The organism is Lactobacillus paragasseri (assembly GCF_003584685.1).
Classification (GTDB): domain Bacteria; phylum Bacillota; class Bacilli; order Lactobacillales; family Lactobacillaceae; genus Lactobacillus; species Lactobacillus paragasseri.
The window spans coordinates 34,948-60,284 of the sequence record NZ_AP018549.1; the positions used below are offsets into that span (position 1 = coordinate 34,948).

The 25,337-nt window shown below is 36.6% G+C and carries 9 protein-coding genes and 1 pseudogene; 6 read left to right on the forward strand and 4 right to left on the reverse strand.

Translation table 11 applies throughout. From position 1 onward, the window contains the following. The first annotated feature begins 20 nt into the window (after positions 1 to 20). Together LpgJCM5343_RS00180 and LpgJCM5343_RS00185 are read left to right on the forward strand one after the other, a co-directional pair. Positions 21 to 2,871 (forward strand): annotated as a pseudogene (locus LpgJCM5343_RS00180) (DUF3427 domain-containing protein). Between the two features lie 94 nt (positions 2,872 to 2,965). After that, positions 2,966 to 3,853 (forward strand): alpha/beta hydrolase, encoded by an 888-nt coding sequence (locus LpgJCM5343_RS00185; protein WP_020807265.1) that lies wholly within the window; start codon positions 2,966 to 2,968, stop codon positions 3,851 to 3,853. A gap of 43 nt (positions 3,854 to 3,896) precedes the next feature. Here LpgJCM5343_RS00185 and LpgJCM5343_RS00190 read toward each other — a convergent pair whose 3' ends face one another. Beyond that, positions 3,897 to 4,130: a DUF3923 family protein gene (locus tag LpgJCM5343_RS00190; RefSeq protein WP_035422968.1), complete on the reverse strand. Its 234-nt coding sequence runs from the start codon at positions 4,128 to 4,130 to the stop codon at positions 3,897 to 3,899. Positions 4,131 to 4,263: 133 nt separating this feature from the next. On the opposite strand from LpgJCM5343_RS00190, the gene LpgJCM5343_RS00195 reads away from it, so the two are divergent. Then, positions 4,264 to 5,313: an AI-2E family transporter gene (locus tag LpgJCM5343_RS00195; RefSeq protein WP_101890882.1), complete on the forward strand. Its 1,050-nt coding sequence runs from the start codon at positions 4,264 to 4,266 to the stop codon at positions 5,311 to 5,313. Between the two features lie 241 nt (positions 5,314 to 5,554). Continuing rightward, positions 5,555 to 6,886, forward strand: a complete 1,332-nt coding sequence (locus LpgJCM5343_RS00200; protein WP_101890883.1) for a dihydrolipoyl dehydrogenase family protein — start codon at positions 5,555 to 5,557, stop codon at positions 6,884 to 6,886. Between the two features lie 45 nt (positions 6,887 to 6,931). On the opposite strand, the gene guaB is transcribed toward LpgJCM5343_RS00200, so the two are convergent. The 3 genes from guaB to LpgJCM5343_RS00215 form a co-directional block, all read right to left on the reverse strand. After that, positions 6,932 to 8,086, reverse strand: a complete 1,155-nt coding sequence (gene guaB / locus LpgJCM5343_RS00205) for an IMP dehydrogenase (protein ID WP_020807269.1) — start codon at positions 8,084 to 8,086, stop codon at positions 6,932 to 6,934. Between the two features lie 73 nt (positions 8,087 to 8,159). After that, positions 8,160 to 8,735 (reverse strand): SGNH/GDSL hydrolase family protein, encoded by a 576-nt coding sequence (locus LpgJCM5343_RS00210; protein WP_101890884.1) that lies wholly within the window; start codon positions 8,733 to 8,735, stop codon positions 8,160 to 8,162. Between the two features lie 75 nt (positions 8,736 to 8,810). Beyond that, positions 8,811 to 9,824 carry a D-2-hydroxyacid dehydrogenase gene (locus LpgJCM5343_RS00215; RefSeq protein ID WP_101890885.1) on the reverse strand — a complete coding sequence of 338 codons (1,014 nt, stop codon included), beginning with the start codon at positions 9,822 to 9,824 and terminating at the stop codon, positions 8,811 to 8,813. Positions 9,825 to 10,081: 257 nt separating this feature from the next. Between LpgJCM5343_RS00215 and LpgJCM5343_RS00220 the strand changes: the two genes are divergently transcribed. After that, positions 10,082 to 12,703: a mucin-binding protein gene (locus LpgJCM5343_RS00220; RefSeq protein WP_101890886.1), complete on the forward strand. Its 2,622-nt coding sequence runs from the start codon at positions 10,082 to 10,084 to the stop codon at positions 12,701 to 12,703. Positions 12,704 to 13,099: 396 nt separating this feature from the next. Next, entirely contained in the window at positions 13,100 to 25,303 is a 12,204-nt protein-coding gene (locus LpgJCM5343_RS00225; protein ID WP_113576173.1) for a mucin-binding protein, read from the forward strand. Positions 25,304 to 25,337: the final 34 nt, after the last annotated feature.

Consider the following 25,337-nt stretch of genomic DNA (forward strand, 5'->3'; position numbering starts at 1 on the left):
TCTTCTTTTTTAGTTTAGGAATGGAAGTGAAAGCTGTGGATAACGTTTTAAAAGATGCAATTTTGAATGGCTTGTATAACAAGAATGAAAATAAGGGGAATGAGTTTATCAGTCCTCAGTTAGTAAATAATGATGATCAAAGTAAAATTTGGTTTACTTTGCGGCAAGAATTAATGTCATGTACCTCTTTTACCTGGGCCGTTGCTTTTATTTCAGAGAATATGCTTGTTCCTTTTAAGTTAGTAATGTCTGAACTAGCTAAAAAAGGAGTTAACGGTACCTTAATTACAGGAACTTATCTTGGATTTAATAGTCCTAAAGTTTTTAAAGAGTTAATGAAGATTCCTAATCTAACGGTACGCTTAAGTGAGAAAACTGGTTTTCATGCAAAAGGCTACATTTTTAATCATGAAGATTATCAGACGATTTTAATTGGAAGTGTAAATTTTACTAGAAGTGCCTTATTAAAAAATTGCGAGTGGGGATTAAAAGTAACTTCGCATGAAAATGGGCAATTTTGTCGAAGAAGTTAACGATCAAATTAAAAATAATTTAAGTAATAGCTTGATACTTACTAGTTCTTGGATTAAGGAATACGAGCAAAATTGGCAACCGATCAAAAATAATCCGCATCTTCTATTAAGAAAATCCAAGAAAATATCACCTAATCAAATGCAAAAAGAAGCTTTAGCGAATTTAGATGCTTTAGTAAAAGAACAAGCAAAACGTGCCCTTGTTGTTTCAGCGACAGGAACCGGGAAAACATATTTGGGTGCTTTTGCAGTTAAAGAATATAAGCCAAAAAAGTTTCTTTATTTAGTTCACCGAGAACAAATAGCCAAAAAGGCTTTAGAGAGTTTTTATCAAGTAATTGGTGGCAAGAAAAGAGACTATGGCTTATTAACTGGAAATAAACATGATTTTGATAAAAAATATCTTTTTGGAACGGTTCAAACTGTAAGTCAGGAACAAATACTCGGACAATTAAATCCAGAAGAATTTGACTATATTTTAATTGATGAAGCTCATCGAGTGGCAGCACCAACTTATCAGAAGATTTTGAATCATTTTACACCGAAATTTTTATTGGGAATGACGGCAACACCCGAACGAATGGATAAGCAAAATATTTATGAAATATTTGATTATCACTTAGCTTATGAAATTAGGCTGAAAGATGCCTTAAATGAGCAGATGCTCACGCCTTTTCATTATGTGGGCGTCGAAGATTATACAGTGGGAAACCAGATTATTACTGAAACTAGTAAATTAAAAGACTTAGTTGCTGAAAAACGAGTAGAGTATGTACTTAAACAGCTTAATTACTACGGCTATTGCGGAGAAAAGGCAAAGGGCTTAGTATTTTGCAGTCGGCAAGAAGAAGCAAGAGAGCTGGCAAAATTATTTAGTCAAGCTGGTCATCCGTCTCGTGCGCTTACTAATGAGGATAGTCAAAAAAGGCGTGCTGAAGTAACGCAGCAGTTAGAAAATGGTGAATTAGAGTATATTTTTACCGTTGATCTATTTAATGAAGGAATCGATATTCCGTCGCTCAATCAAATTGTTATGTTACGAAATACTCAATCAAGTATTATTTTTATTCAGCAATTAGGTCGAGGCCTGCGTAAATTTCCGGGAAAAGATTATGTCACAGTTATTGATTTCCTGGGAAATTATAAAAATAATTATCTAATTCCAATTGCTTTAAATGGTGATAAAAGTCGTGACAAAGATCAAGCAATTAGAGAAAGTAAATTACCACAGGTAATTGATGTTTCAACAATTACCTTTACCGAGATTGCTTCTCAGAGAATTTTAGCTTCGCTTGAAAAGATAAAACTAGACAGTATGCATGAACTAAGGCAGTCGTATGAAGATTTGAAAGAAAAGATTGGTAAAGTGCCACTCTTATGCGATTTTTATCAATATGGTACGACTGCGCCAACAGTTTTTGCTAAAAATCATGCTCTAGCACATTATGGTGCTTTTTTAAAGAAGATGGGAGAAGAGGTAAATTTGGATGATTATCAGAATGCAGTTCTATCTTTTGTAACCAAGGAGTTGCTATTCGGAAAGAGACCGCATGAGTTGCTACTCTTAGAAAGCTGCTTAAATAAAAACATCAGTAAAGCTGATTTTATTAAATTACTTAAGAACAAAAATTGTTATGTCAGTAAAGATGTACTTGAGTCGGTTGAGAAAATTCTGTCGCTTGAATTTTTTGATGTTAAGCAGGGAAAAGCTACCAAGAAAGAGCAATATGGAATTTATCCTTTAATTAAAAAAGAAAATGGAGAATATCATTTATCCAATCAATTATTTCAGGCATTAAATGATAATCAGCAATTTAAAATACTATTTAAAGATGTGCTAAAGACAGGTTTAGAACTGTCAAAAGAATATGATTCACAGTCTCAATTTACTCTGTATAAGCAATATGATCGTAAAGATGTCTGCCGTTTATTAAATTGGCCTAAGGATGTTTCGGCTCCAATGTATGGGTATCGTGTGGGAGAAAAAGAGACACCAATTTTTATCACTTATCAAAAAGACTCTAAGAAAAAGCGTAATGCTCGCTATCAAAATACTTTAGAAAATGGTCATAGTTTACGTTGGTATACCCGCACACCGCGTCATTTAGATTCAGATGAAGTGCAGCGCTTGTTATATACTGATGAGATGAAATTACACCTATTTGTGAAGCGAAGTGATGCAGCAGGAAAAGAATTTTATTATTTAGGAACAGCAGATATCCAAAAAGACTCAGTCAAAGAAGAAAAAATTGGACTTAAGCAAAAGAGTGCAGTTGGTATGAACTTAGTTCTCAATCATCCTTTAAAGCAATCAATTTACAATTTGCTTTTTAGTTAGGAAATTAAACATAGTTTAGGATAAATTATAAAAATACATAATAATTATTTGATAAATTTTAAATTGCAAAACTGGAGGAAGAGAGAAAATAAGATTGAAAAATAAACTAGTTTTTGTACTGGCTTTATTAGTGATTGTTTTGACTGGTTGTACTACTCAAGACAAACCAAATCAGGCAGATGCGGCACCTAAGTACTATGTTGAAAAGCGTCAAACACCTAAGACAAACTTGAATGTGATACCAACTCTATTTTTCCATGGTGGCTTAAGCAATTACAAGGGCGAAGAAAACATGGTAAAAGCAGCTCAAAAAGCAGGAGTTACCAATTCAATAATTAGAGCTAATGTAGATGCAAATGGTAAAGTGAAATTAATTGGCACTATTTCTAAGAATGCTATAAACCCAATTGTAGAGGTAAATTATCGCAATAATGTTCAGCTGGATTTTAAAGAGCATGGTCGATATGCTAGAAATGTTGTGCAGACTTTACAAAATGAGTACGGAATAAAAAAGGTAAATATGGTTGGACATTCCCTGGGAAATATTTCGATTATGTATTATTTGTTGCAAACTGCGCATGATCCTGAAATGCCCAAACTAAATAAGCAAGTTTCAATCGGAGGACATTTTGATGGACTTGATTTTAAACAATTACCAATTGCAATTCGCCAGCCATCGAATTTACATGTAGATGCAGAAGGAAAGCCAAATAAGACCAACTCTACTTATCGTGAGATGATGAAGTTAAGAACTCTTTATCCAAACAAGCAGACTAGTGTTTTAAATATTATTGGTAATATTGGAGGTAATTCAGATGGAATTGTGAAGAATGCTTCGTCACTTTCGCTTGAATATTTGGTTGAACCAATGGCTAAAAGTTACCGAGTAGTTAAAATTGTCGGTAAGAACGCAGAGCACGGACAGCTAACTTACAATAAACAAGTTGAAAAAGAAATTATTAAGTTTTTATGGCTCCAGTAATTTTGAATAATCAAAAAAAAGATGCTTTGATGCATCTTCTTTTTTAAATTTTATTTTCATGTTGATTACTTTTATCAAAATTATGGAGCCACATGCCCCAAGCGGCTTGAAATTCAATAATTAATACACTGGCAGAAATAAGTACCATGATAATTAAGGCATAACTAGCCGTTTCACCTAATTCAGATGTATCGAAATTGTAAGTAAAGAGCTTAATTCCTCCATAGATAAGTAGAATAACCCAATATATATTTGCTCCCCACCATAACTTTTTCATTGCAGATACCGCTTTCATTTACTGTATAAAGCTATTATACCATTCTTATGGTTAATTAAAAGTTTGGTGCATAGCTAAAGCGCCCTTAAGAAGTTGTATAATAAAGAGAAAATAGAGAGGTGAAGTGAATTAGATGGGACAAGCTTGGGAAAAATTTAAAAAGAATACAAACGTGCATCGCCTTGCCACGTTATGCTTAATTATTTTGGTATTATATGCGGCACGTTCAATGATGAATACAATTTTATTAACGTTTATTTTCACATATTTAATTGTGCACTTAATTCGTTTTACGCAAAAGAAATTACCAAACTTGCCCTCGCAAGTAATTGTTGTGTTAGCTTATCTATTAGTAATTGCGATCATTTACTTTGCAATTACCATATATGTGCCAATATTAATTAAACAAATTGTTAAAATGAGTCATTCTTTAATGAAGTTTTATCAATCTGATAATATGGACTGGTTAACGCAATATTTGAATCATTACATTAGCGATAGTGAAATTACAACGCAGGCAAAACATGGTGTAACTATCTTAGTTCATGCTTTGACTAATGTGGGTACATTAACGATTGCGTTCTTTATGTCACTAATTATGAGCTTTTTCTATACTATTGAGCTTGATTCTATGAACGAATTTTCTCATACTTTTTTGAATAGTCGCCATTTATCCTGGTTATTTAAAGATATTGCCTACTTTGGCAACAAGTTTGTTAATACTTTTGGTGTGGTTTTAGAAGCTCAATTCTTCATTGCCTTATGCAATACAGCAATGACAATGATTTGCCTAATTATTATGAAAATGCCGCAAATTATTGCTCTTGGATTAATGGTCTTTATTCTAAGTTTGATCCCAGTTGCTGGTGTAATTATTTCCTTGATTCCGTTAAGTTTTGTGGCTTATTCGGTAGGCGGAATTAGGTATGTAATCTATATTCTTATTGTTATTATGATAATTCATGCAATTGAAGCCTACATTTTGAACCCTAAGTTCATGTCAAGTAAAACAGAATTACCAATTTTCTATACCTTTGTAGTTTTGCTTGCAGGTGAGCATTTTCTTGGAACCTGGGGACTAATTGTTGGGGTACCAATCTTCACCTTCTTGTTGGATATCTTAGGAGTAAAATCAGTTAAAACGAAAAAGCCAAAAATCTTGAAAATTGAAAACAAAAAATAAAAGCAGCTGTCAAAGCTGCTTTTTGCGTATTGTAAATAGGATTGTAGGTCCCAAATGAGAATATATGAAAAATACGAGATATGAATGGAGTTTTTAATTTTGCTATTCACAATACAATATTAATTACGCAAAAAAATCAGATTTTTTGTTATTTCTTATAAAAATTTTTAAGCGCTAATAATAGCGGTTTCATAGCTTCCTTTGTTAAACTAAAAATGAAAGAAAGATGTGAGGCAATGTTATGAAAAAATATGATTATATAATTTTAGGAACAGGTCCTGCAGCATATCAATTTATTAAGCTCTTAGCTACGCAACATAAATCAATTTTAGTTATTGAAAGTGGCTTATTTGGTGGAACCTGTCCCAATGTCGGTTGTGAACCAAAAATCTATTTAGATGGTGCTGTTCAAGCTGCACTTCTTAGCAAACGACTAGAAGGACATGGTATTGAACAGGCTGCAGCGATGAATTGGTCACAATTAATGAAAGAGAAAAAGAAACGATTTACTAGTTGGCCGGATGAAACGAAAGAAATCATTGGTAAGACTTGCGATGTAATTAGTGGAAGTGCGCATTTTATTAATCGACAAACAATTGCAGTAAATCAAAAATATTTCCAGGGAAATAAGATTATTATCGCAACTGGGAGAAGACCGCATGAATTATCAATTCCAGGAGCAAAGTTTTTGCATGATAGTTCAGATGTATTATCTTTAAATAAAGTCCCAGAACACGCTACTTTTATTGGAGCGGGTTATGTAGCGATGGAGTTGGCTACGTTTTTAGCTGCGGCAGGCAGTCAGGTAACCATTTTGGTTAGAGGAGAGCAAGTATTAAGACATTTTTATCAAAAGTATAGTTCTGACCTAGTTAATCGAATGATGCAGCGCGGGATTCAATTTAGGTTTGCTACTGAGGCGACTCGCATTACTCAATTAAGTGATAAATACGTTGTTGAGTTAAATCAAGATAGTTCCCTTGTAACTGATTACGTTGTGAATGCTAGTGGTCGAACGCCAAATATTGAAAAACTTGACTTATCTGCTGCACAGATTGACTATTCATCTAAGGGAATTGATGTAGATCGCCACTTACAGACAAATGTTAAGAATATTTATGCAATTGGTGATGTTACAAGTCAGGATGTACCTAACTTAACTACGGTGGCAGAATTTCAGGCACGCTATCTTTTCAATTCTCTTGAAAAAGGTTTAAGTCAGCCAATCGACTATCCTGCAATCGGAACCGGTGTATTCGCCTTTCCGCAATTAGCCCAAGCTGGGGTTAATCCTGATAGCGTTTCTGAAGATAGAGATAATTTTGAAATTGTAGAATATGAACTAAGTCAGAGTAGTTTATATGCTGGGCAAAGAGAACAGGGGCTGCTAACGGTAGTTTATGATAAAGCTAATTATATTGTTGGAGTTAGCGAAATCAGCACAAGTGCAGTAAATGACGTGAATTATTTTGTTCCTATTATTGGATTAAGAATCAGGAAAAACGAATGGCATCGAAATGTCTTGCCAATTTATCCAGCCTTAGCTGATAAGATTGAAGGAATTTTGAGATAGAAAAAATGGCACCATTAAGGTGCCATTTAATTATGAATCTAATTTTTACAAGTCGCTTCCACCGTAGTTAGGAGCTTCTTTAGCCATTTGAACATCATGTGGGTGAGATTCGCGAAGGCCAGCGTTAGTAATTTGAACAAATTGACTGTTTTCAATCAATTCTTCGATTGTACCAGCACCGACGTAGCCCATACCAGCACGTAAACCACCGTCAATTTGGTAGATAATATTTGAAACGTCACCTTTATAAGGAACTAAAGCTTCAACACCTTCAGGAACTAACTTGTTTGCTTCGTTAACTCCGCCTTGGAAGTAGCGGTCAGAAGAGCCATGTTGTTGTGACATTGCTCCTACTGAACCCATACCGCGGTAAGACTTAAATTTTTTACCTTCATTTGTGAAAATTGTACCAGGTGCTTCAGTAGTACCTGAGAACATTGAACCTAGCATTACTGCATTTCCACCAGCAGCTAAAGCTTTAACCACGTCACCAGAGTACTTAATTCCGCCGTCGGCAATGATCTTCTTGCCGTATTTTTGAGCAACATTAGCAGCATCATAAATAGCAGTAATTTGAGGAACACCGACACCAGCAACAATACGAGTAGTACAAATTGAACCAGGTCCAATTCCGACCTTAACAACATCAACGCCAGCGTCAAATAAGGCAGCAGTTCCTTCGCCAGTAGCAACATTTCCTGCAATCAGAGTAGCTTTAGGAAAGTGATCGCGAATTTCCTTGATTTTACGTAGAACACCAGCAGAGTGACCGTGTGCAGTATCAATAACAATTGCGTCAGCACCTGCTTCAAGTAAGGCTTCAGCACGTTCAAAAGTATCACTTGTGACGCCAACAGCTGCGGCAGCTAAAAGGCGACCTTGATCATCAACTGCAGGGTGAGATAAGTTAGGATCAACAGCTTTAGTTTTAGCCTTTTTAACCTCTTCAACCTGGGCTTCGATTGAAAGGTTCTTGTGAATAACCCCTAAACCACCATTTTCAGCCATGGCAATTGCCATATCACCTTCAGTAACAGTGTCCATTCCAGCAGAAATAAGTGGAATGTGAAGTTGAAGATTAGGCGCTAATTTTGTATCAAGTTTAACTTCATTAGGCAGCACATGACTTTCAGCTGGAATTAAAAGTACATCATCAAAAGTTAATCCTTTTTTGGCAAATTTTGTTTCCCACAAACTCATTGTAAAGTCCTTTCTATAGAAGCAACGTTTTAATATTAAATTAGCTAAACTTTACTCGAATCTGAGCCAGAAGTCAATTGGAAATTTGATTTATTTTTTTAACAATTAGATTGGCTAGTAACTTATAACCATTGACGCCGAAGTGAAGACCATCATTCTTTTTTCCGTTGAAAATTTCGGGAAAGTTTATATTTTCTTGCATTTTACTGGCAAGATCAATAACAGAAAATTTATATTCGCTAGCTACTTTTTTAACTATATTGCTGTATTCCATAACTAAGCGGTTGCTTCTTACTCTTTGTTTATTTTCATCAACTGCTGGTGGTGTGATAAAGATAACTTTTTCTGGATAATAAAGCCAAATAATGCTTGAAGCAATTAAATCTAAATTTTTTTCAAATTGACGAAGAGGGACTTGCTTATGCGTTGCTAAGTCATTAGTGCCAACTAAAATAATTAGATAATTACACTTAGGCTGATTAAAGACCAGGCTAGGTAGGGAAAGGGCAAGACCGCCAGAATTAATTCCTGATATTGCAGTGTTATAAATATCACAAGAAAGAATTTTTTGTAGCTGAAAATTGAGTTCTGGAATTGAGTGGTTTTCAGAGCGGGCAATAATGCTGTCCCCAGTTAGAAGTAATTTCATATCAAAATCCTTTGGGTAGAAAAAAGACCTTGAGAAAAATCTCAAGATCTTTTCTAATTATAAATAATTTGATCTTTAGAACTTGTTCTTGTCTAAAGCAACTGGTGAATCAGGCTTTTCACCGTTGATTAACTTCAAGTTGTTGTCAAATGCCTTAACAACCATGTTACGTACTGCGTGAGTAGTGTAGAAAGCAGTATGTGGAGTTACTAAAACATTTGGACGATCAATTAAGTCAGCTAAACGAGCATCTGGGAATTCTTTGCCTTCCCAATCCTTGTTAAATACGCCAACTTCGCCTTCGTAAGTGTCCATTACGAAACCAAAGATCTTACCTGAGTCTAAACCACGGATAACAGCATCAGTGTCAACAAGTGGACCACGTGAGCAGTTTACAATTACAACGCCATCTTTCATTTCAGCGATTGACTTGTCGTTGATCATGTGAACGTTAGCTGGAACATCTGGTACGTGAAGTGAAATTACATCAGCTTGCTTGTATAAGTCATCAAGTGAGTCAACGTAGTAACCCTTCTTTTCAAGTTCTGGGTTCTTGAAGATATCGTAAGCAATAACCTTTGCGCCGAAACCTTCCATAATTCTCATAAATACTTGACCAATGTGACCAGTACCAACAACACCAACAACTTGGTCACGAACTTCACGACCAATAGTAGGTGCCCAGCGTAAGTCGCGCTTAGCCATCTTTTCATCCATACGCTTGTCTTGACGTAGTACACGAGCAGCTTGGATTGCAGCATGTTCAGCAATTGCGTCAGGAGAGTATACAGGAACGTTAGTGATTTCAAAGCCTAATTCCTTAGCTTCGTCCATGTCAATGTTGTCAACACCAACGTTACGTAATGACATCTTAGTTACGCCAGCATCAGCTAAAGCTTGAAGAGTTTCAGGAGTGTAGTCTAATTGTTGGTAAACAACAACACCGTCAGCACCCTTAGCTAACTTAGCAGTTTCAGGAGTCAAAAGCTTGTCAGTGTATTCAACTTCAACATCCTTGTGAGCATCTTTCCATTCGTTTAAGAAAGGTTCTTCATCTTTACGAATAGCGTAAGCAAAAATCTTTGTCATAAATTCAACCTCCGTCAAAATTAATAGTATGACCGTCTTTTATTATACACTTGACTTTGTTAATAAAAACACAAAATCGAATTTTTTTGAAACTTATTTTAAAGATGTTTCATGTGAAACGATAATTGCAGTTAAAAATAGATTTTCTTTTGCGTATCATTATAGGGTGCCTTATGATAATGGTTAGAAAAAAGAATTGGAAGTAAAGCTGCTAAAATATTATTAAAAATCAGTCAAAACAGATGAGGGAATAAGTAATGTCAGTTGTTGTGAAATATATAGATTTAGATAATAATTCAGCTGAATTGGCAAGTTCAGAAGAATTGAATGGAAAAGCAGGAGAAAGAATTAACTATCATACAGCAGAAGAAGTCCAAAAGCTAACAGCTGCTGGTTATGTATTGATTAATAATTCGTTTGATCCAAATAATGAAGTACATTTTTTTGATGAAACTTCTCAAGAATACAAGCTCACTTTTAAACATGGTCAAGAAGAAGTAACTGCTAAGAATCTAAAATATGATTGTCAATTAAATGATGTACAACTTAAAGGAAAGCAAGTAGTTCATTATACAGGCCTTGAAAAAGATATTCCTGACAATGTAGTTGAAGTCACTTTTAATAGGAAAATTATTTACGACAAAGTTACTAAGCAGAAAGTTTCACTTAGTGCCTGGCAACCAGAAAAGTATTATTTGCCTTTAGTTGCTACTCCTGCCGTTTTAGATTACACGCCAGATAAAGCGGTAATTGGCGGAGAAGCTGTTACAGTTCAAAAACCTAAGCATGAGTATGTCGTTACTTATTTGCCTAATAAGAAAAATGCTAGAAGGCAGAAGGCTGAAATCAAGTTTATTGATATTGATGATAGTAATCAAGAATTAGCTAGCTCTGGCAAATTAAAAGGTAAACCCGGCAAAGAAATTTCTTACAGTACGACAGAAATTTTGAAAGAACTGACAGATAAAGGATATGAAGTCGTTACTAATGACTTTGATTCTAATGACCAGAAGCCTGTCTTTGGAAATAGTAGAGATTACATTCAAACCTTTATTATTGCTTTAAGACATAAAAAGCAAGCCGTTAATTCTGATCATCTTTCTTCCGAAATTGACCATCGTCTTTATGAAAAAGAAGTACATCGCCGAATTACCTTTTCAGGTTTAAACGGTCAACAGTTAGATGATATAGTTCAAACTGCTGTCTTAAAACGTAGTCTAACAATGGACATGGTTACTAAAAAAATTATCCCAGGCGAATACACTAGTCAGTGGCAAAGCACAGAAACATATCCTTCAGTGGCCGTTCCCGTTGTTGCAGGATATCATACTAAAACTAAAGAAGTAGTAGCTTGTCCCGTAATAGAAAAAGACATAAGTGAAGAAGTTAAGTATTATGCAAATGGTTATTTGATTCCAGTTGATGCAAATCATAATAAGCTTTCTGAAATAGATAAGAAGCAATTAATTACTAATTCTATTGATCCAACGAAAGCAATTCTCCCTAAATTAGAGCTTGAAAATGTCGTCTTAAAGCCAATTAAAGAGGTAAAAATTGAAGATCCGGGGCGAGATTATGAGGTTCCATACTTATTAGTTCATAAATATATTGCCGTTGATGAGAAGCATCCTAAAAAGGAAGTAAGTCCAGCATATTATAGAAGAATTGTGACAGCTCGCGTTCATTATCAAGGTGCTGGCGCGTTGACTCCTGCTGACGCAGAACAGACAGTTACCTGGACAAGAACAGTAACCTATGACGAAGTAAGTAGAGAAATCATTGATAATGGAATGTACACGACAAAATGGTTAGCTGATAAAGATATCTTTGAAGCAACCCCTACGCCAGTTATTAAGGGCTTTTGCGCTGATATTGGCTTAATTGGCGAACATCCAGTTACAGAAACAGACTTGATGGCGACTGTTACTTATGCGCCAGTTGGAAAAATGATCCCAATTGATGAACATGGAAATGAAATAAAAAATGCCATGCGATCACCATATATTAATGATCCATATGATCCAGTACGGGTACTTTTTACCGAGGAAGTTCCAGAAGTACAAGGATATGCTCCGGTTAACAATACAATTTCGGTTAATGATCCATTTTCCGATACCAAGGTAACTTATACCTTGAAGCCCCGTTATATTCCAGTGAATAGTGAACACCCATATCGCCCGATCAAGCCAACGATGTATAGTGTGCCAGTTAAGGAAACAGTCAAATATCAGGGAGCAGGAGAGCAAACACCAACGGCTCGTTTGCAAGCTGCACGATGGACTAGAACATTAACAGCCGATGAAAATACCAGTGAATTAATAGACAATGGTAAATATACAACAGCTTGGAAAGTTGATAAGAATCACTATGCTGCAGTAAAAACGCCGGTAATTGATGGCTATCATGCTGATAAGAATATTATTGAAGCAAAAGAAGTTAAAAAAGCTGATCTTAATTTTTCTGTAGTTTATCAAGCTAATGGACGTATAGTACCAGTGGATGCAAAAGACAATTCGTTAGTTGGTGTTGAGCAACCATCATATGTAACTGATCCAGAAGATGCAACAAAGGTATTACCAAAACAAGGTGTACCTAGAATTTTGAATTATGTACCAGAACAAGAAGTGATTACGGTAGGAGATGCAGGAGAAGATACACGAGTTAAATATTACACATTTAGCGAATGGAGTGAATTAAAAGCTAAGAAAAAGGCTGAACAAAAACATAAAAATTTAAAAACAAAGAAACCGATTGAAAATAAAGATGAGCAAGAAAAGAAGGAAAAAGTAGAAGAAAAGCCATTAAAATCGGCTGAAGAAGAGAAGAAATCTGAGAAAAAAGATACCGGGTTGAAAGCTATGTTTTCTTGGCTTAAGTAGTTATATAACAAATTTAGTATAGATTTTTTGTTATATAAAAATATAAACAAAAGCGCTATTTCTGTATACATATAGAAATGGCGTTTTTTATTGTGAAAATATAACTACGAGTAAAAATTACTTTATAAAAGATAAAATAACAAATGAACATTTTTTATTACTTTATTATGTAAAAACAACATATAAAATTCGGATATTATTCATAAAATAAACACACTTTTTTGAATAAAAACCAGCTAAATCCTATAAAAACGCTCGTTATAATAGACCATATATTGAATTAAATAACCACTTGACCTATTTTTGGAATAAAAAATATTTGTTATAATAACACTAACATTTAAATAGTATGACCAAAATGTGTGATTATATGATATTAAACGGAGGTAAAGAGGGATGTTATCTAAGAATAACTACCAAGAACGTTTAAGAAAAATGGATGATAAACAAGAACGTTTTTCAATCCGTAAGTTTTCTGTTGGTGCAGCTTCTGTATTGGTTGGTACAGCTATATTGAGCATGCAAAATGTTCAAACTGTACGTGCCGATGCAACAACTGATACTGAAAAAGGCACAACTGATGTAACATCAAAAAATGATGAACAAAATAAGCAAAAAGCTTATAACCAAGTTGTTTCTGAAGATCAAAATAAGTCAAGCAAAACTACTGATACTACGATGGAGGGTCAAGATAGCAAGGTAGCTTCTTTTAGTGCGTCTAAAAATGAAGGTACATTTGCAGAAACCTCTAGTGAAGACAAGACTGCATCAACTGCTGATGCAACTGAGAATAAGACGTCAGATACTACTAAAGCAATTGAAGATAATAAAGTTGATGCAGTAGCAGATAAGAGTACTGAAAACAAGGCTAACACTGATGCAACTCAGGAAAGTAGTGATAGTAAGTCAACTGAAAATAAAACTACTGATGCGCAAAAGGTAGAATCTAAAGTTGCAACTACTAAAGCAACAACTGATACTGCTAACTCAGTTAAGTCAGCATCAACTACTAGTACTGATAAAACTACTTCAGTAAACACTACGACTTTCAATACTAATCAATCTTCAACTGCAGCATTATTTTCAGCCTCAGCATTGAGTGAAAGTAAAGCATTGGCTGCAACTCCACGTGCAAGTTCAGCTACTACTAATACTCAGGCTAAGAACAATAATTACAAACTTGTAACTAGTGCAAGTGCACTTCAACAAGCAATTAATAGTGGAGTAGCTGGTGTTAACATCGATAGAAGTATTGATGCTTCTAACGTTGATTTAGCAATTACCAATACTTTTGCGATTGTTGGTATTAATGATGCTGCTGTCCTTAACTTAGGTCAAAAATCTCTTAATAACTCTGGTAACTTAACTCTTCAAGATATTACTATCAATGGTGCTGTTTCTGGTAATGGTACTGTTAACATTAAGGGTAATGTTACTTCTAATGTCAGTGAAAATAACTCACTTATTAAAGGTGCAACAGTTGATGCAGCTAATGCAGCTTTAAAAGATCAAACAAGTACTGGTACGATTGGAACACAAGGTACAAGTTGGGCAAGTGGTAGCAGTAATCAAAATGGTTGGACAGTTAAAGGTTGGAATTATGCAAACTTTAGTGGTTCTAAGGTTAATGTAGCAGCTGATGCTAACTTGACTATTAATCGTTCAGCAATCGGTGATGGTATTCATTTAGCAAATAATGGTACAGTTAACGTTGCTGACGGCGGTCAGTTGACTATTAATATGAATACTAACAACGATTTAAATACTACTGCTCGTTATCACAATGCAGGTATTTTCGCTGTGGGTAATGGTAACCTCACTACTGGTTATAAGTCAGTTGTTACATTAAATACGAGTATCGGTCAAGGTATTGCCATGACTGGTATGAGACCTTATGTTACTGATACTGATGTTTTTGGCGGCTATAGCGCTCGTGATCGTGGCGATGGATCAGGTCAAATTAATTTAGGTCAGTATTCAACTTTGAACTTCACTGGACGTGATGGTGTTATTTTAGGTAATAACTCTAATTTTAACGTTGGTGATAGTGCAAACGTTCACTTTGAAAACAAGGGCCGTGGTGTTGCCCTTGATTTAGCTGCTAATAGTAATATTAATATTGATGATCACGCTGTAACTTATTTCCATTCTGTTGGAAAGACTACTACTAACGCACTTGGTAATACTGTTGGCGCTTCAGGTAGCTTTAGTGGCTATAACTATATTGGTGTAAACGAAGGCGGTAACATCACTGTTGGTCAATTTGCAACATTTAGAGTTATTCTTGAAGGTCGTGGCAACAATAATTATGATGATGTTGTTTCGTTAGACTCACAAAATTCTAATACCAATGCTGCTTTTACCTCCAAAACTGGTGCAATTGTAGATATCCGTGATGACAACACTAACTTCTATGCTGAATTAATTTCATTCCCATTAGGTACATCTAACACTAGAATTGATATCCATGATCCATTAATGCTTAACTTACAGCGTTACTCAAGTGGTGGTCCAACTACTGGCTGGATGCCAATTGGTGGAGATATGATCAATACAACATCGAACCAATATACTGCTAACTTAATTTATATGAGTGGTAGTAAAGGTGTATTTAGTGTAGATGGTACTGATTACGTTGTTTATCAAAAAATTAAGTCTGATGGTTCTAAGCAAATTTGGTTAAACGTTAATGGCGTTAATATTCCAATGAGCGGATTCCAAACTAAAGATATTTGGAATAATCAGGCAAACCCTGATGTATCAATTAAAGGTACCGACTTAACAAGTGGAATTAGAGCTAACCAAGTTCACAATTATGATGGTACCCCATTAACTGGTAAGGATGCACCATACTACGGTATTTCTACTCAACGTGCTAGTCAACAAATCTGGTTCCCACACAAGACCCAAATGGAAGTGGTTGGCAGCCATACCAATACCATTAAATATGTTTACGAAGACGGTACTCCAGTACTTGATGAAAATGGTAATCAAATTGTTAAAACACAAAACCTTAATTTGACTCGTAAACTTACTCTTGATATCACCGATGACAAGATTGAAGAAATTCAAAAATATGCTTTAACACATAATGCTGATCAAACTTTAGAGTATATTAAGAATGCACAAAGTGTAAGTGAAGACTCTGGTTGGGTTTATGCTGATGCTCAAGGTAATACCGTTACTGATCCATATGCTACAGTTGTTTCTCCAGTTGAGGATGGTTACACTGCTTCTATTAAATCTTCAAATGTTCCTGGAATCACTGAGGGAGCAGATGGAACTTCTGTAACTGCTAAATTGCAGTACAAAGAAGATCTTGTTCAAAATGGTGAGTTATCAAATAACTATAAACAAAACGGACTTAGTGCAATTTTACCTGACAACTACGAAACTGTAGTTGTTTACAAGAAGGCAAAAGAAGTAACAAATACTCTTAAGTTCTACGACGATACAACTAAGTCATACATCACTAATATTGCTGATCAAACTGCAACTGGTAAAGAAAATGATGATGTTAACTTTAAAGATGGAGCAAGTACTGTAAAGTCATTAGAAGATCAAGGATACAAGTTTGTTAATGTAACCGATGGTACTCCTGATGATACTAATGTAACTGTTTTATCTGGTGACACATTTAGTGATGTTGATTTCGGTAAATTTGGTAAAGACGGCAAGACATTTGTAGTCTACTTAACTCATAAAGTAGTTCCAGTAACTCCTGATACTCCAAATGTTCCATCAAACAGTAAAGTTTCTAAAGACGACCTTACTAAGTCAGCAACTCGTACTATTCACTATGTCGAAAATGATCAAAATGGTGCGGAATTAAAAGAATCAACTGTTCAAACTGTAAACTACACTGGTACTGCATATGTTGATGTGGTAACTGGTCAAATGGTAAATGCTAAGGCTGATGGTAAAGATGCTCAGGGCAATACTACTTATGTAGTTGATACTGACAACAAGAAGCAACCATCAATTGCTTGGACTACAGATAACGATGGTAAGTTTGCTCAAGTTACTCCAGATGCAAGCATCAAGAAGGGCGATGATACTTGGACAACTGGTGTAAAATCTGTTGATGAGAAGAATGCTCCGGATGTTTCAACTATCACTGGCAAGACAACTAATGAAGATGTCTATGTACCATATACTTTAAGCCAAAAAACATATACTGGTACCAAGGAAACTACGAGCGTTACACGTGTAATTAACTATCTTGATAATGAAACTAAACAACCAGTTTCAGATGCCGTAAAACAAACAGCTACTTTATCTCGTACACGAATTAAGGACGAAAAAGGTAACGTAATTGGTTACGGTAGTGTTTCTGAAGATGGTCATAGTTACACTTTAAATAATGACTGGACTATTGATAACAATGGATGGGTAGCTCAAGTTTCACCAGATGAAACTGCTAAGGGTTACAAGAAGACTCCTCACTTTGAAGATGGTAAGGACGCTTCAACTGTTGCTGCTGATGCTCCAAGTATAACTGATCCACAAGATGTTACAGTTAATGTCTTCTACGATCACGACACTACTCCAGTAACTCCTGACAAGCCAGGTCATGGTTTAACCCACGATGACTTAAACAAAGATGTTACTAGAACTATCAACTATGTAGATACGACTGGTGCTGCAGTTAACGGTGCTCCAGATGGTAAGAGTACATACACTCAGACTGCTCACTTCACTCGTACTGCTATCGTTGATAAGGTAAACGATAAATTACTTGGTTACGAAATTAACGGTGATGGTTCTGTTGATATTACTCCAGATGCTGGCGACTTTGCCTGGAAGTCAACTGACGCTAATTTACCTGCAGTAACTTCTAAGACTCCTAGTGAAGTTGGATACGATAGCGTTGATACCCCGGTAGTTCAAGCTACAACTGTTGCTTACAATTCTGAACCAATCAATGTAACTGTAACTTACAGCAAGAATGCTCAACAAGGTTCATTCCAAATTCATTACATTGATGAAGATAACAATAATGCAATTCTTCATCAGGATACTGTTTCTGGTAAAATTGGTGATTCTGTAACGTACTCAACTGCTGATCAAATTAAGCTTTGGGAAAGCAAAGGATACGTCCTTGACCACGATGGTTACACTACTCAAACTACAATTAATGAAGATAACAATGGCAAGACTTACATTGTTTCATTTAAGCATGGACGTAAGAATGGTACTACTGAAACTCTTGTACCAACTGAAACTATTCACTTCCAATATGCAGATGGTACTAAAGCAGCTGATGATGTATATGGTAATGCAGGTGACTTTAAGTTCACGCGTACTCCAATTATTGATACTGTAACTGGTCAAGTTGTTGATCCAGGTACTTGGAACAAGGAAAGTTACACTTTTGATGATGGTCAAAAGAACGTTAAGGTAATTAATGGCTACGTTGCAGATAAGGTAACTTATGGCAACAGGACTGCAACTCCAAATGATTTGAATGTTGAAGATACTATAACTTACAGAAAGATCAGCAACATTATCCCAGTTGATGAAAATGGTAACCAAATTCCAGGAACTACTCCGGTTGACTATAAGAATGATCCGAGTGATCCAACTAAGGTGACCCCAGACGAAGAGAGTCCAAAAGTACCAAGTGGCTGGACAATTTCACCTGACCAACCAGAAGGGGTAACTCCAAACACTACTACTAATACTGCTAAGGTAACGCCAGTAGATCCTACTGAGCCAACTAAAGTTGTTTATACTAGGGATGAAGAACCAGAAGATCTACAATATGCAACTGTAAAGGTTATTTATCATGATGATACAACTGGTCAAGATTTAGAGAGTTGGAGTTCAGATACTAACGGCAATAAGAAGGAAGTTGGTACAGATACTGGATACACTCAAGCTGATATTAATAGAGTAGTTCAAGGATATGAAGCTAAGGGCTACTACTACGTAACTACTGATGGCACTCTTCCAACTACTATTCCAGCTGATGGTGCTACTATTGTGGTTCACTTAGCTCACAATCAAATTCCAGTAGGTCCTGATACTCCTGATAAGCACGGTGTTGATCCAGATCAAGTCAAGAAGGTATACACTTCAACACTTTACTACCAAGATAGCGAAGGCAAGACCTTAAGTCCTGACCAACAACAAACTTCAACTTGGACTCGTACAGTTACTGTTGATGCTGTAACTAACCAAATTGTAAATGGTGGTAAATACGACACTAACTGGACTTTACAAGATGCAAATGATCAATACAGCAACTTTACTGTTCCAGTAGTTGAAGGTTATGTTGCTAGAAAGACTACAAATAACGGTGCAACTGTAACTACTGTTGTTGCAGGTCAAACTAAGGTACAACAAAACTTAGAAGATACTGTTGTTTACAACAAAGTTGGTAAGCTTGTACCAGTAGGTCCAGATGGCAAGACTCCAATTCCAGATGCACCAACTCCAAGTTATCCAAATGATCCAACCGATCCAACTAAGGTAATTCCAAACGAACCAGTTCCAGACGTTCCAGGTTATACTCCTGTTGATCCAACTCATATAACACCTGAAGATCCAACTAAGGATACGCCAATTCCTTACACTAAGGATCCAGTAAAGGCTGGTTTAACAGTTCAATATATTGATCAAGATAACAATAATAGCGTAATTAAGTCAGATGCAGTAAACGGTAATATCGGCGGCAAGATCGACTACAGTACTGCAAGTTCAATTACTGACTTTGAAAATAAAGGCTATGTTCTTGTAACTGATGGCTTTACTGGTCAAGCAGGGGATGAATTTACTACTGAAAACAACGGTCAAGTTTACAAAGTTGTCTTCAAACACGGAACTCGTCCAGTAACTCCAGAAAACCCAGCAGATCCAAACAAGCCGGTAGATCCAGACCACCCAGATACACCAACTCCAAGTAATCCAAACTTGAGTAAGGAAGATCTTCAAAAGACAGTAACTCGCGACTTCACTTACAACTTTACTGATGGTTCAGGTCATGATGTTAGCGAAGCACCACAAACAACAACTTTCACAGGTAAAGGTACTATTGACTTAGTAACTGGTAACTTAGTAACTGTTGATAAGGATGGCAACATTGTTAACCAACGTGGTCAAATTACTTGGAACAAGACTTCTGATGAATTTGCAAGTGTTGCAGTTAAGAATGTTGATGGCTATCACGTAGTTTCAACAAAGAACGCTAATACTGATGGTAGTGTAGATGCATTAACTGTAAATCCTAACTCAAATGATGTTCATGTAGTGGTTACTTACGCTCCAGATGTTCAAGCTGATCAAACTGTAGTTGGTAAGCAAGTTGTTCACTATGTTGATGGTGATAACAATAACGTTAAGTTGATGGAAGACAACACTAACAGTACTTTCGTCTTTACTTACGATGGTAAGTCTGATAAATGGAATGCAGATAGTCATAAGTATGACAATGCGACTGCTCCAGTAATTAATGGTTATGTTGCAGAGAAGAAGACTTATGAAGGTCAAACTGGTACGCCAACCGATCCAAAAAAGGAAATTACTATTGTTTACCACAAGGTTGGTAAGATTATTCCAGTAGGTCCAGATGGCAAGACTCCAATTCCAAATGTACCAACTCCAAGTTATCCAAATGATCCAACCGATCCAACTAAGGTAATTCCAAATGAACCAGTTCCAGACGTTCCAGGAATGACCCCATCAACTCCAACAGTAACACCAGAAGATCCAACTAAGGATACTCCAGTTCCTTATACTAAGGATCCAGTAAAGGCTGGTTTGACAGTTCAATATATTGATCAAGATAACAATAATAGCGTAATTAAATCAGATGCAGTAAACGGTAATATCGGCGGCAAGATCGACTACAGTACTGCAAGTTCAATTACTGACTTTGAAAATAAAGGCTATGTTCTTGTAACTGATGGCTTTACTGGTCAAGCAGGGGATGAATTTACTACTGAAAACAACGGTCAAGTTTACAAAGTTGTCTTCAAACACGGAACTCGTCCAGTAACTCCAGAAAACCCAGCAGATCCAAACAAGCCAGTAGATCCAGACCACCCAGATACACCAACTCCAAGTAATCCAAACTTGAGTAAGACAGACTTGCAAAAGACGATTACTCGTACAGTTGAATATAAGTATGCAGATGGTACACAAGCACATGAACCAGTTAAGCAAGAATTAACATTTACTGGTAAAGGTACTATTGACTTAGTAACTGGTAACTTAGTAACTGTTGATAAAGATGGTAACATTACTAGTCAAAACGGTAAGATTACTTGGAACCATGACAGTCAAGAATTTGAAGCAGTTCCAGCAATTGATCACGATGGTTACTACATTTCAAGCATTAACCAAAGTAATTCAACAGCTAGTGTTGATGGTCAAACAGGTGCTGTAGGTACTGAAACAGTAACTCCAAATAATCAAAACGGTAATATTGTAATTACTTTGACTAGGAATCCAGATGTTCCAGTAGCTGCTCAAGGCTCAATTAACTACATCGACGATACTACTGGTCAAACTATTGAAAGTGCAAACTTCTCAGGTAATGTTGGTCAAAAGATTAATTACACTACTGCTGGTAGCATCAAGAACTGGGAAGCTAAGGGATACAATTTAGTATCTAATAACTTTAAAGATGGCGAAGAAGTATTTACTGATGGTAAGAATGCATTTGAAGTGCACTTAGTACACGCTACTACTCCGGTAACACCTGAAAATCCAGGTAAACCAGGTGAACCAGTAAATCCAACTAACCCAGATGACCCACACAAGTACCCAGATAACTATGTACCACAAGAGTTAGCTAAGACTGTAACGCGTGATGTAACTTATGTTTACGCAGATGGTAGCCAAGCAGAAGCTCCGGTACATCAAGAAGTTAAGTTTACAGGTAGTGGTTATCTTGACTTAGTAACTGGTGAATACGTAACTGTTGATAATAACGGCAAGATCACTGGAAAGGGTCAAATTAACTGGACTCCAGAAAGTGCAAACTTTGACGCAACTAAGTCAATTGACACTTCTAAGTACCAAATTGTTGGTATTAAAGAAAATAATACTACTGCAAATGTAGATCAGACTACTGGTGTTGTTGCAGGTGAAACAGTAACTCAAAACAGTAACAACAGTTCAATTGTAATTACTTTAGCTGATAAACCAGCTCCAGTAGTTGAAAAGGGTTCAATTACTGTAAGAGTTCATGACTTGACTGATAATGTTGACTTACCACAATACGGTAAGGAAAGTGGTGAACAAGAAGTTGGTACTAGCTTTACTTATGATAAGAGTGCTGTAATTACTGAACTTATTAACAAGGGCTACAAGTTAGTTGATGGTGGTGAAGATGTTCCATCTGAAGTAGCTAAAGGTGCCAAGACAATTACCATTCTTGTAGAACACGATACTGTTCCAGTAACACCTGAAAATCCAGGTAAACCAGGTGAACCAATCAACCCTAACGATCCAGACGGTCCTAAGTGGCCAGAAGGCACTGATGAAAATAGTGTAAAGAGAACAGGAACTCAGACTATTCATTATGAGGGTGCAGGAGATAAGACACCTAGTGACGATGTACAAACATTCGACTTCACTAAGAAGATGTTGGTTGACAAGGTAACTGGTAAGATCATTGATTCAGGTGAATGGAATGTAACTAGCCACACATTTGGTTACAAGGATACTCCAGTAATTGATGGTTACCACGCAGATAAGCGTAACGCTGGTGGTTCTGTGGTAACGCCAGATGACTTGAACAAGAAGGTAGTAGTAACTTACAAGCCAAACGGCAAGATCATTCCAACTGATCCAAGTGGCAACCCAATTCCGAATGTGCCAACTCCAACTTACCCAACGGATCCAACAGACCCAACTAAGGTAGTGCCAGACGAACCAGTACCTGATATCCCAGGCATGACACCAAGCACACCAACAGTAACTCCAGAAGATCCAGGTAAGGATACCCCAGTAGTTCCAGCTAAGGATCAAGTTGCGCAAGTTATCTATCGTGATGTACAAGATGGAACTAACAAGCAATTAGCAACTTCTGGTGACTTGACTGGTAAGAGCGGTTCAGAAATCAACTACTCAACTGCTGACCAAATTAAGGAATTAATTAGCCAAGGCTACGTTCTTAAGAATGATGGCTTCCCAGCAGGTGCTGTATTTGATAATGATGACAGTAAGAATCAAGTATTTTATGTAGACTTCATTCACGGTCAAGTTCCAGTTAACCCAGATAATCCACATGAAGGTATTGATCCAAGTCAATACGAAAAGACTGTTAAAGAAAAAGTTCATTATGTAGGTGCGGGCGATAAGACTCCAGCTGATAATGTTCAAAACTCTAAGTGGACCAGAACTTTAACTGTTGACACAGTAACTGGTAAGGTTGTTGAAAATGGTCAATATACTACTGATTGGTCAATCGCTAAGGGTGAAAAGACTGTTTACGATCAAGTAAATACTCCAGTAATTGATGGTTACCACGCAGATAAGAGAGAAGTTCCTGCTACTGCTGTAACTCAAGATGATATTGAAGTAACAGTAACTTATAAACCAAACGGCAAGATCATCCCAACTGATCCAAGTGGCAACCCAATTCCGAACGTATCAACCCCAACTTACCCAACAGATCCAACAGACCCAACCAAGGTAGTACCAAATGAACCAGTACCTGATATCCCAGGCATGACACCAAGTACACCAACAGTAACTCCAGAAGATCCAGGTAAGGATACCCCAGTACCATATAACCCAATAGTTCCAGCTAAGGATCAAGCAGCTATTGTTAGCTACGTTGATGCTGATAATGGTAACGCTGAAATTACTAACTCAGGCAATTTGACTGGTAAAGCAGGCGACAAGATCGACTACTCAACTAAGGCAACTATTGCAAGTCTTGAAAATAAGGGTTACGTACTTGTAAATGATGGTTTCCCAGCAGATGCTACATTTGACAATGATGACAACACTACTCAAAGATTTGTTGTTGTATTGAAACACGGTACAGTACCAGTAACTCCTGAAAACCCAGGTAAGCCAGGTGAACCAATCAACCCTAACGATCCAGACGGTCCTAAGTGGCCAGAAGGCACTGATGAAAATAGTGTAAAGAGAACAGGAACTCAAACTATTCACTATGTTGGTGCAGGCGACAAGACACCTAGCGACGATGTACAAACATTTGACTTCACTAGAAATATGGTGGTTGATAAGGTAACTGGAAAAGTCATTGATGGTGGTTCATGGAACGTAACTAGTCACACATTTGGTTACAAGGATACTCCAGTAATTGATGGTTACCACGCAGACAAGCGTAACGCTGGTGGAACAGTTGTTACTCCAGATGATTTGAACAAGATTGTGACTGTAAACTATAGTCAAAACGGTAAGATCATTCCAACTGATCCAAGTGGCACCCCAATTTCAAACGTACCAACTCCAACTTATCCAACGGATCCAACAGACCCAACTAAGGTAGTGCCAGATCAACCAGTTCCAAAAGTACCAGATATGACACCAAGTACACCAACAGTAACTCCAGAAGATCCAGGTAAGGACACTCCAGTGCCATATAACCCAGTTAAGACTCTTGATAAAGTAACAACTGTTGAAGGCAAACAAATTGTTCACTTTGTAGATGGTGACAATGGTAACACTCCACTTAGAGATCCAAATACTCAAACTCATGAGTTTAAGATCACTAATGGTGTACCGGATGAATCAAGCCACACATTTACTTTGGTTGATGTTCCAGTAATTCCAGGTTATGTTGCCGAAGTTAAGTCTGCTGGCGGAAAGACGGTAACACCAGATACTCCTCTTGCAGAAGTAACTGTTGTCTACCATAAGGTTGGTAAGATCGTGCCAGTTGATCCAAATGGCACCCCAATTCCAAATGTACCAACTCCAAGCTACACTAACGATCCAACTGATCCAACTAAGGTTGTTCCAGATGAACCAGTACCAGCTATTACAGGTAAAACTCCAGATAAGACTTCAGTGACTCCGGTTGATCCAACTAAGGACACTCCAGTTGTTTACAAGGATAATGAAGTTCCAGCAACTCCAAATTCACAAAAAGCTGTAGTTAACTTTATCGATGTTAATACTGGTAAACTCATCAAGACTTCTGGTATTCTAAGTGGTCGTCCAGGTGAAGACATCAATAAGTTGTACTCATCTGCTGAAGTAATTAAGCAATTAGAAGAGGCTGGTTACGAAGTTGTTTACAATGCATTTGATGGCGATGGCGTAACTAAGTACTTCGACGATGATGACAATACAACACAACAATTTACTGTTGCTTTGAAACTAAAAGAAAAAGCTAAGACGCCAGATCCAGTTGTTCCTGCTCCAGAAACCCCAGCTAAAGAGCCAGAAGCTCCAGCAGAAAAGGTATCTAGACCTGAACAATCAGTTAAGCAAAATGTTAGTGTTCCAACTCCACAAAAGCCTGTAGAGAAGAAGACTAATAATAAGAAAGAAGTTCTACCTCAAACTGGTGCAGATCATAATGAAGCAGCTTCAATTTTGGGAGCTGTTGCAGCAGCAATCGGTATGACTAGCTTAATTGGAGCAAAGAGACGCAAGAAAGATGATAAATAATTTTTAAAATTAAATATCTTTTTCAAATTAGCTA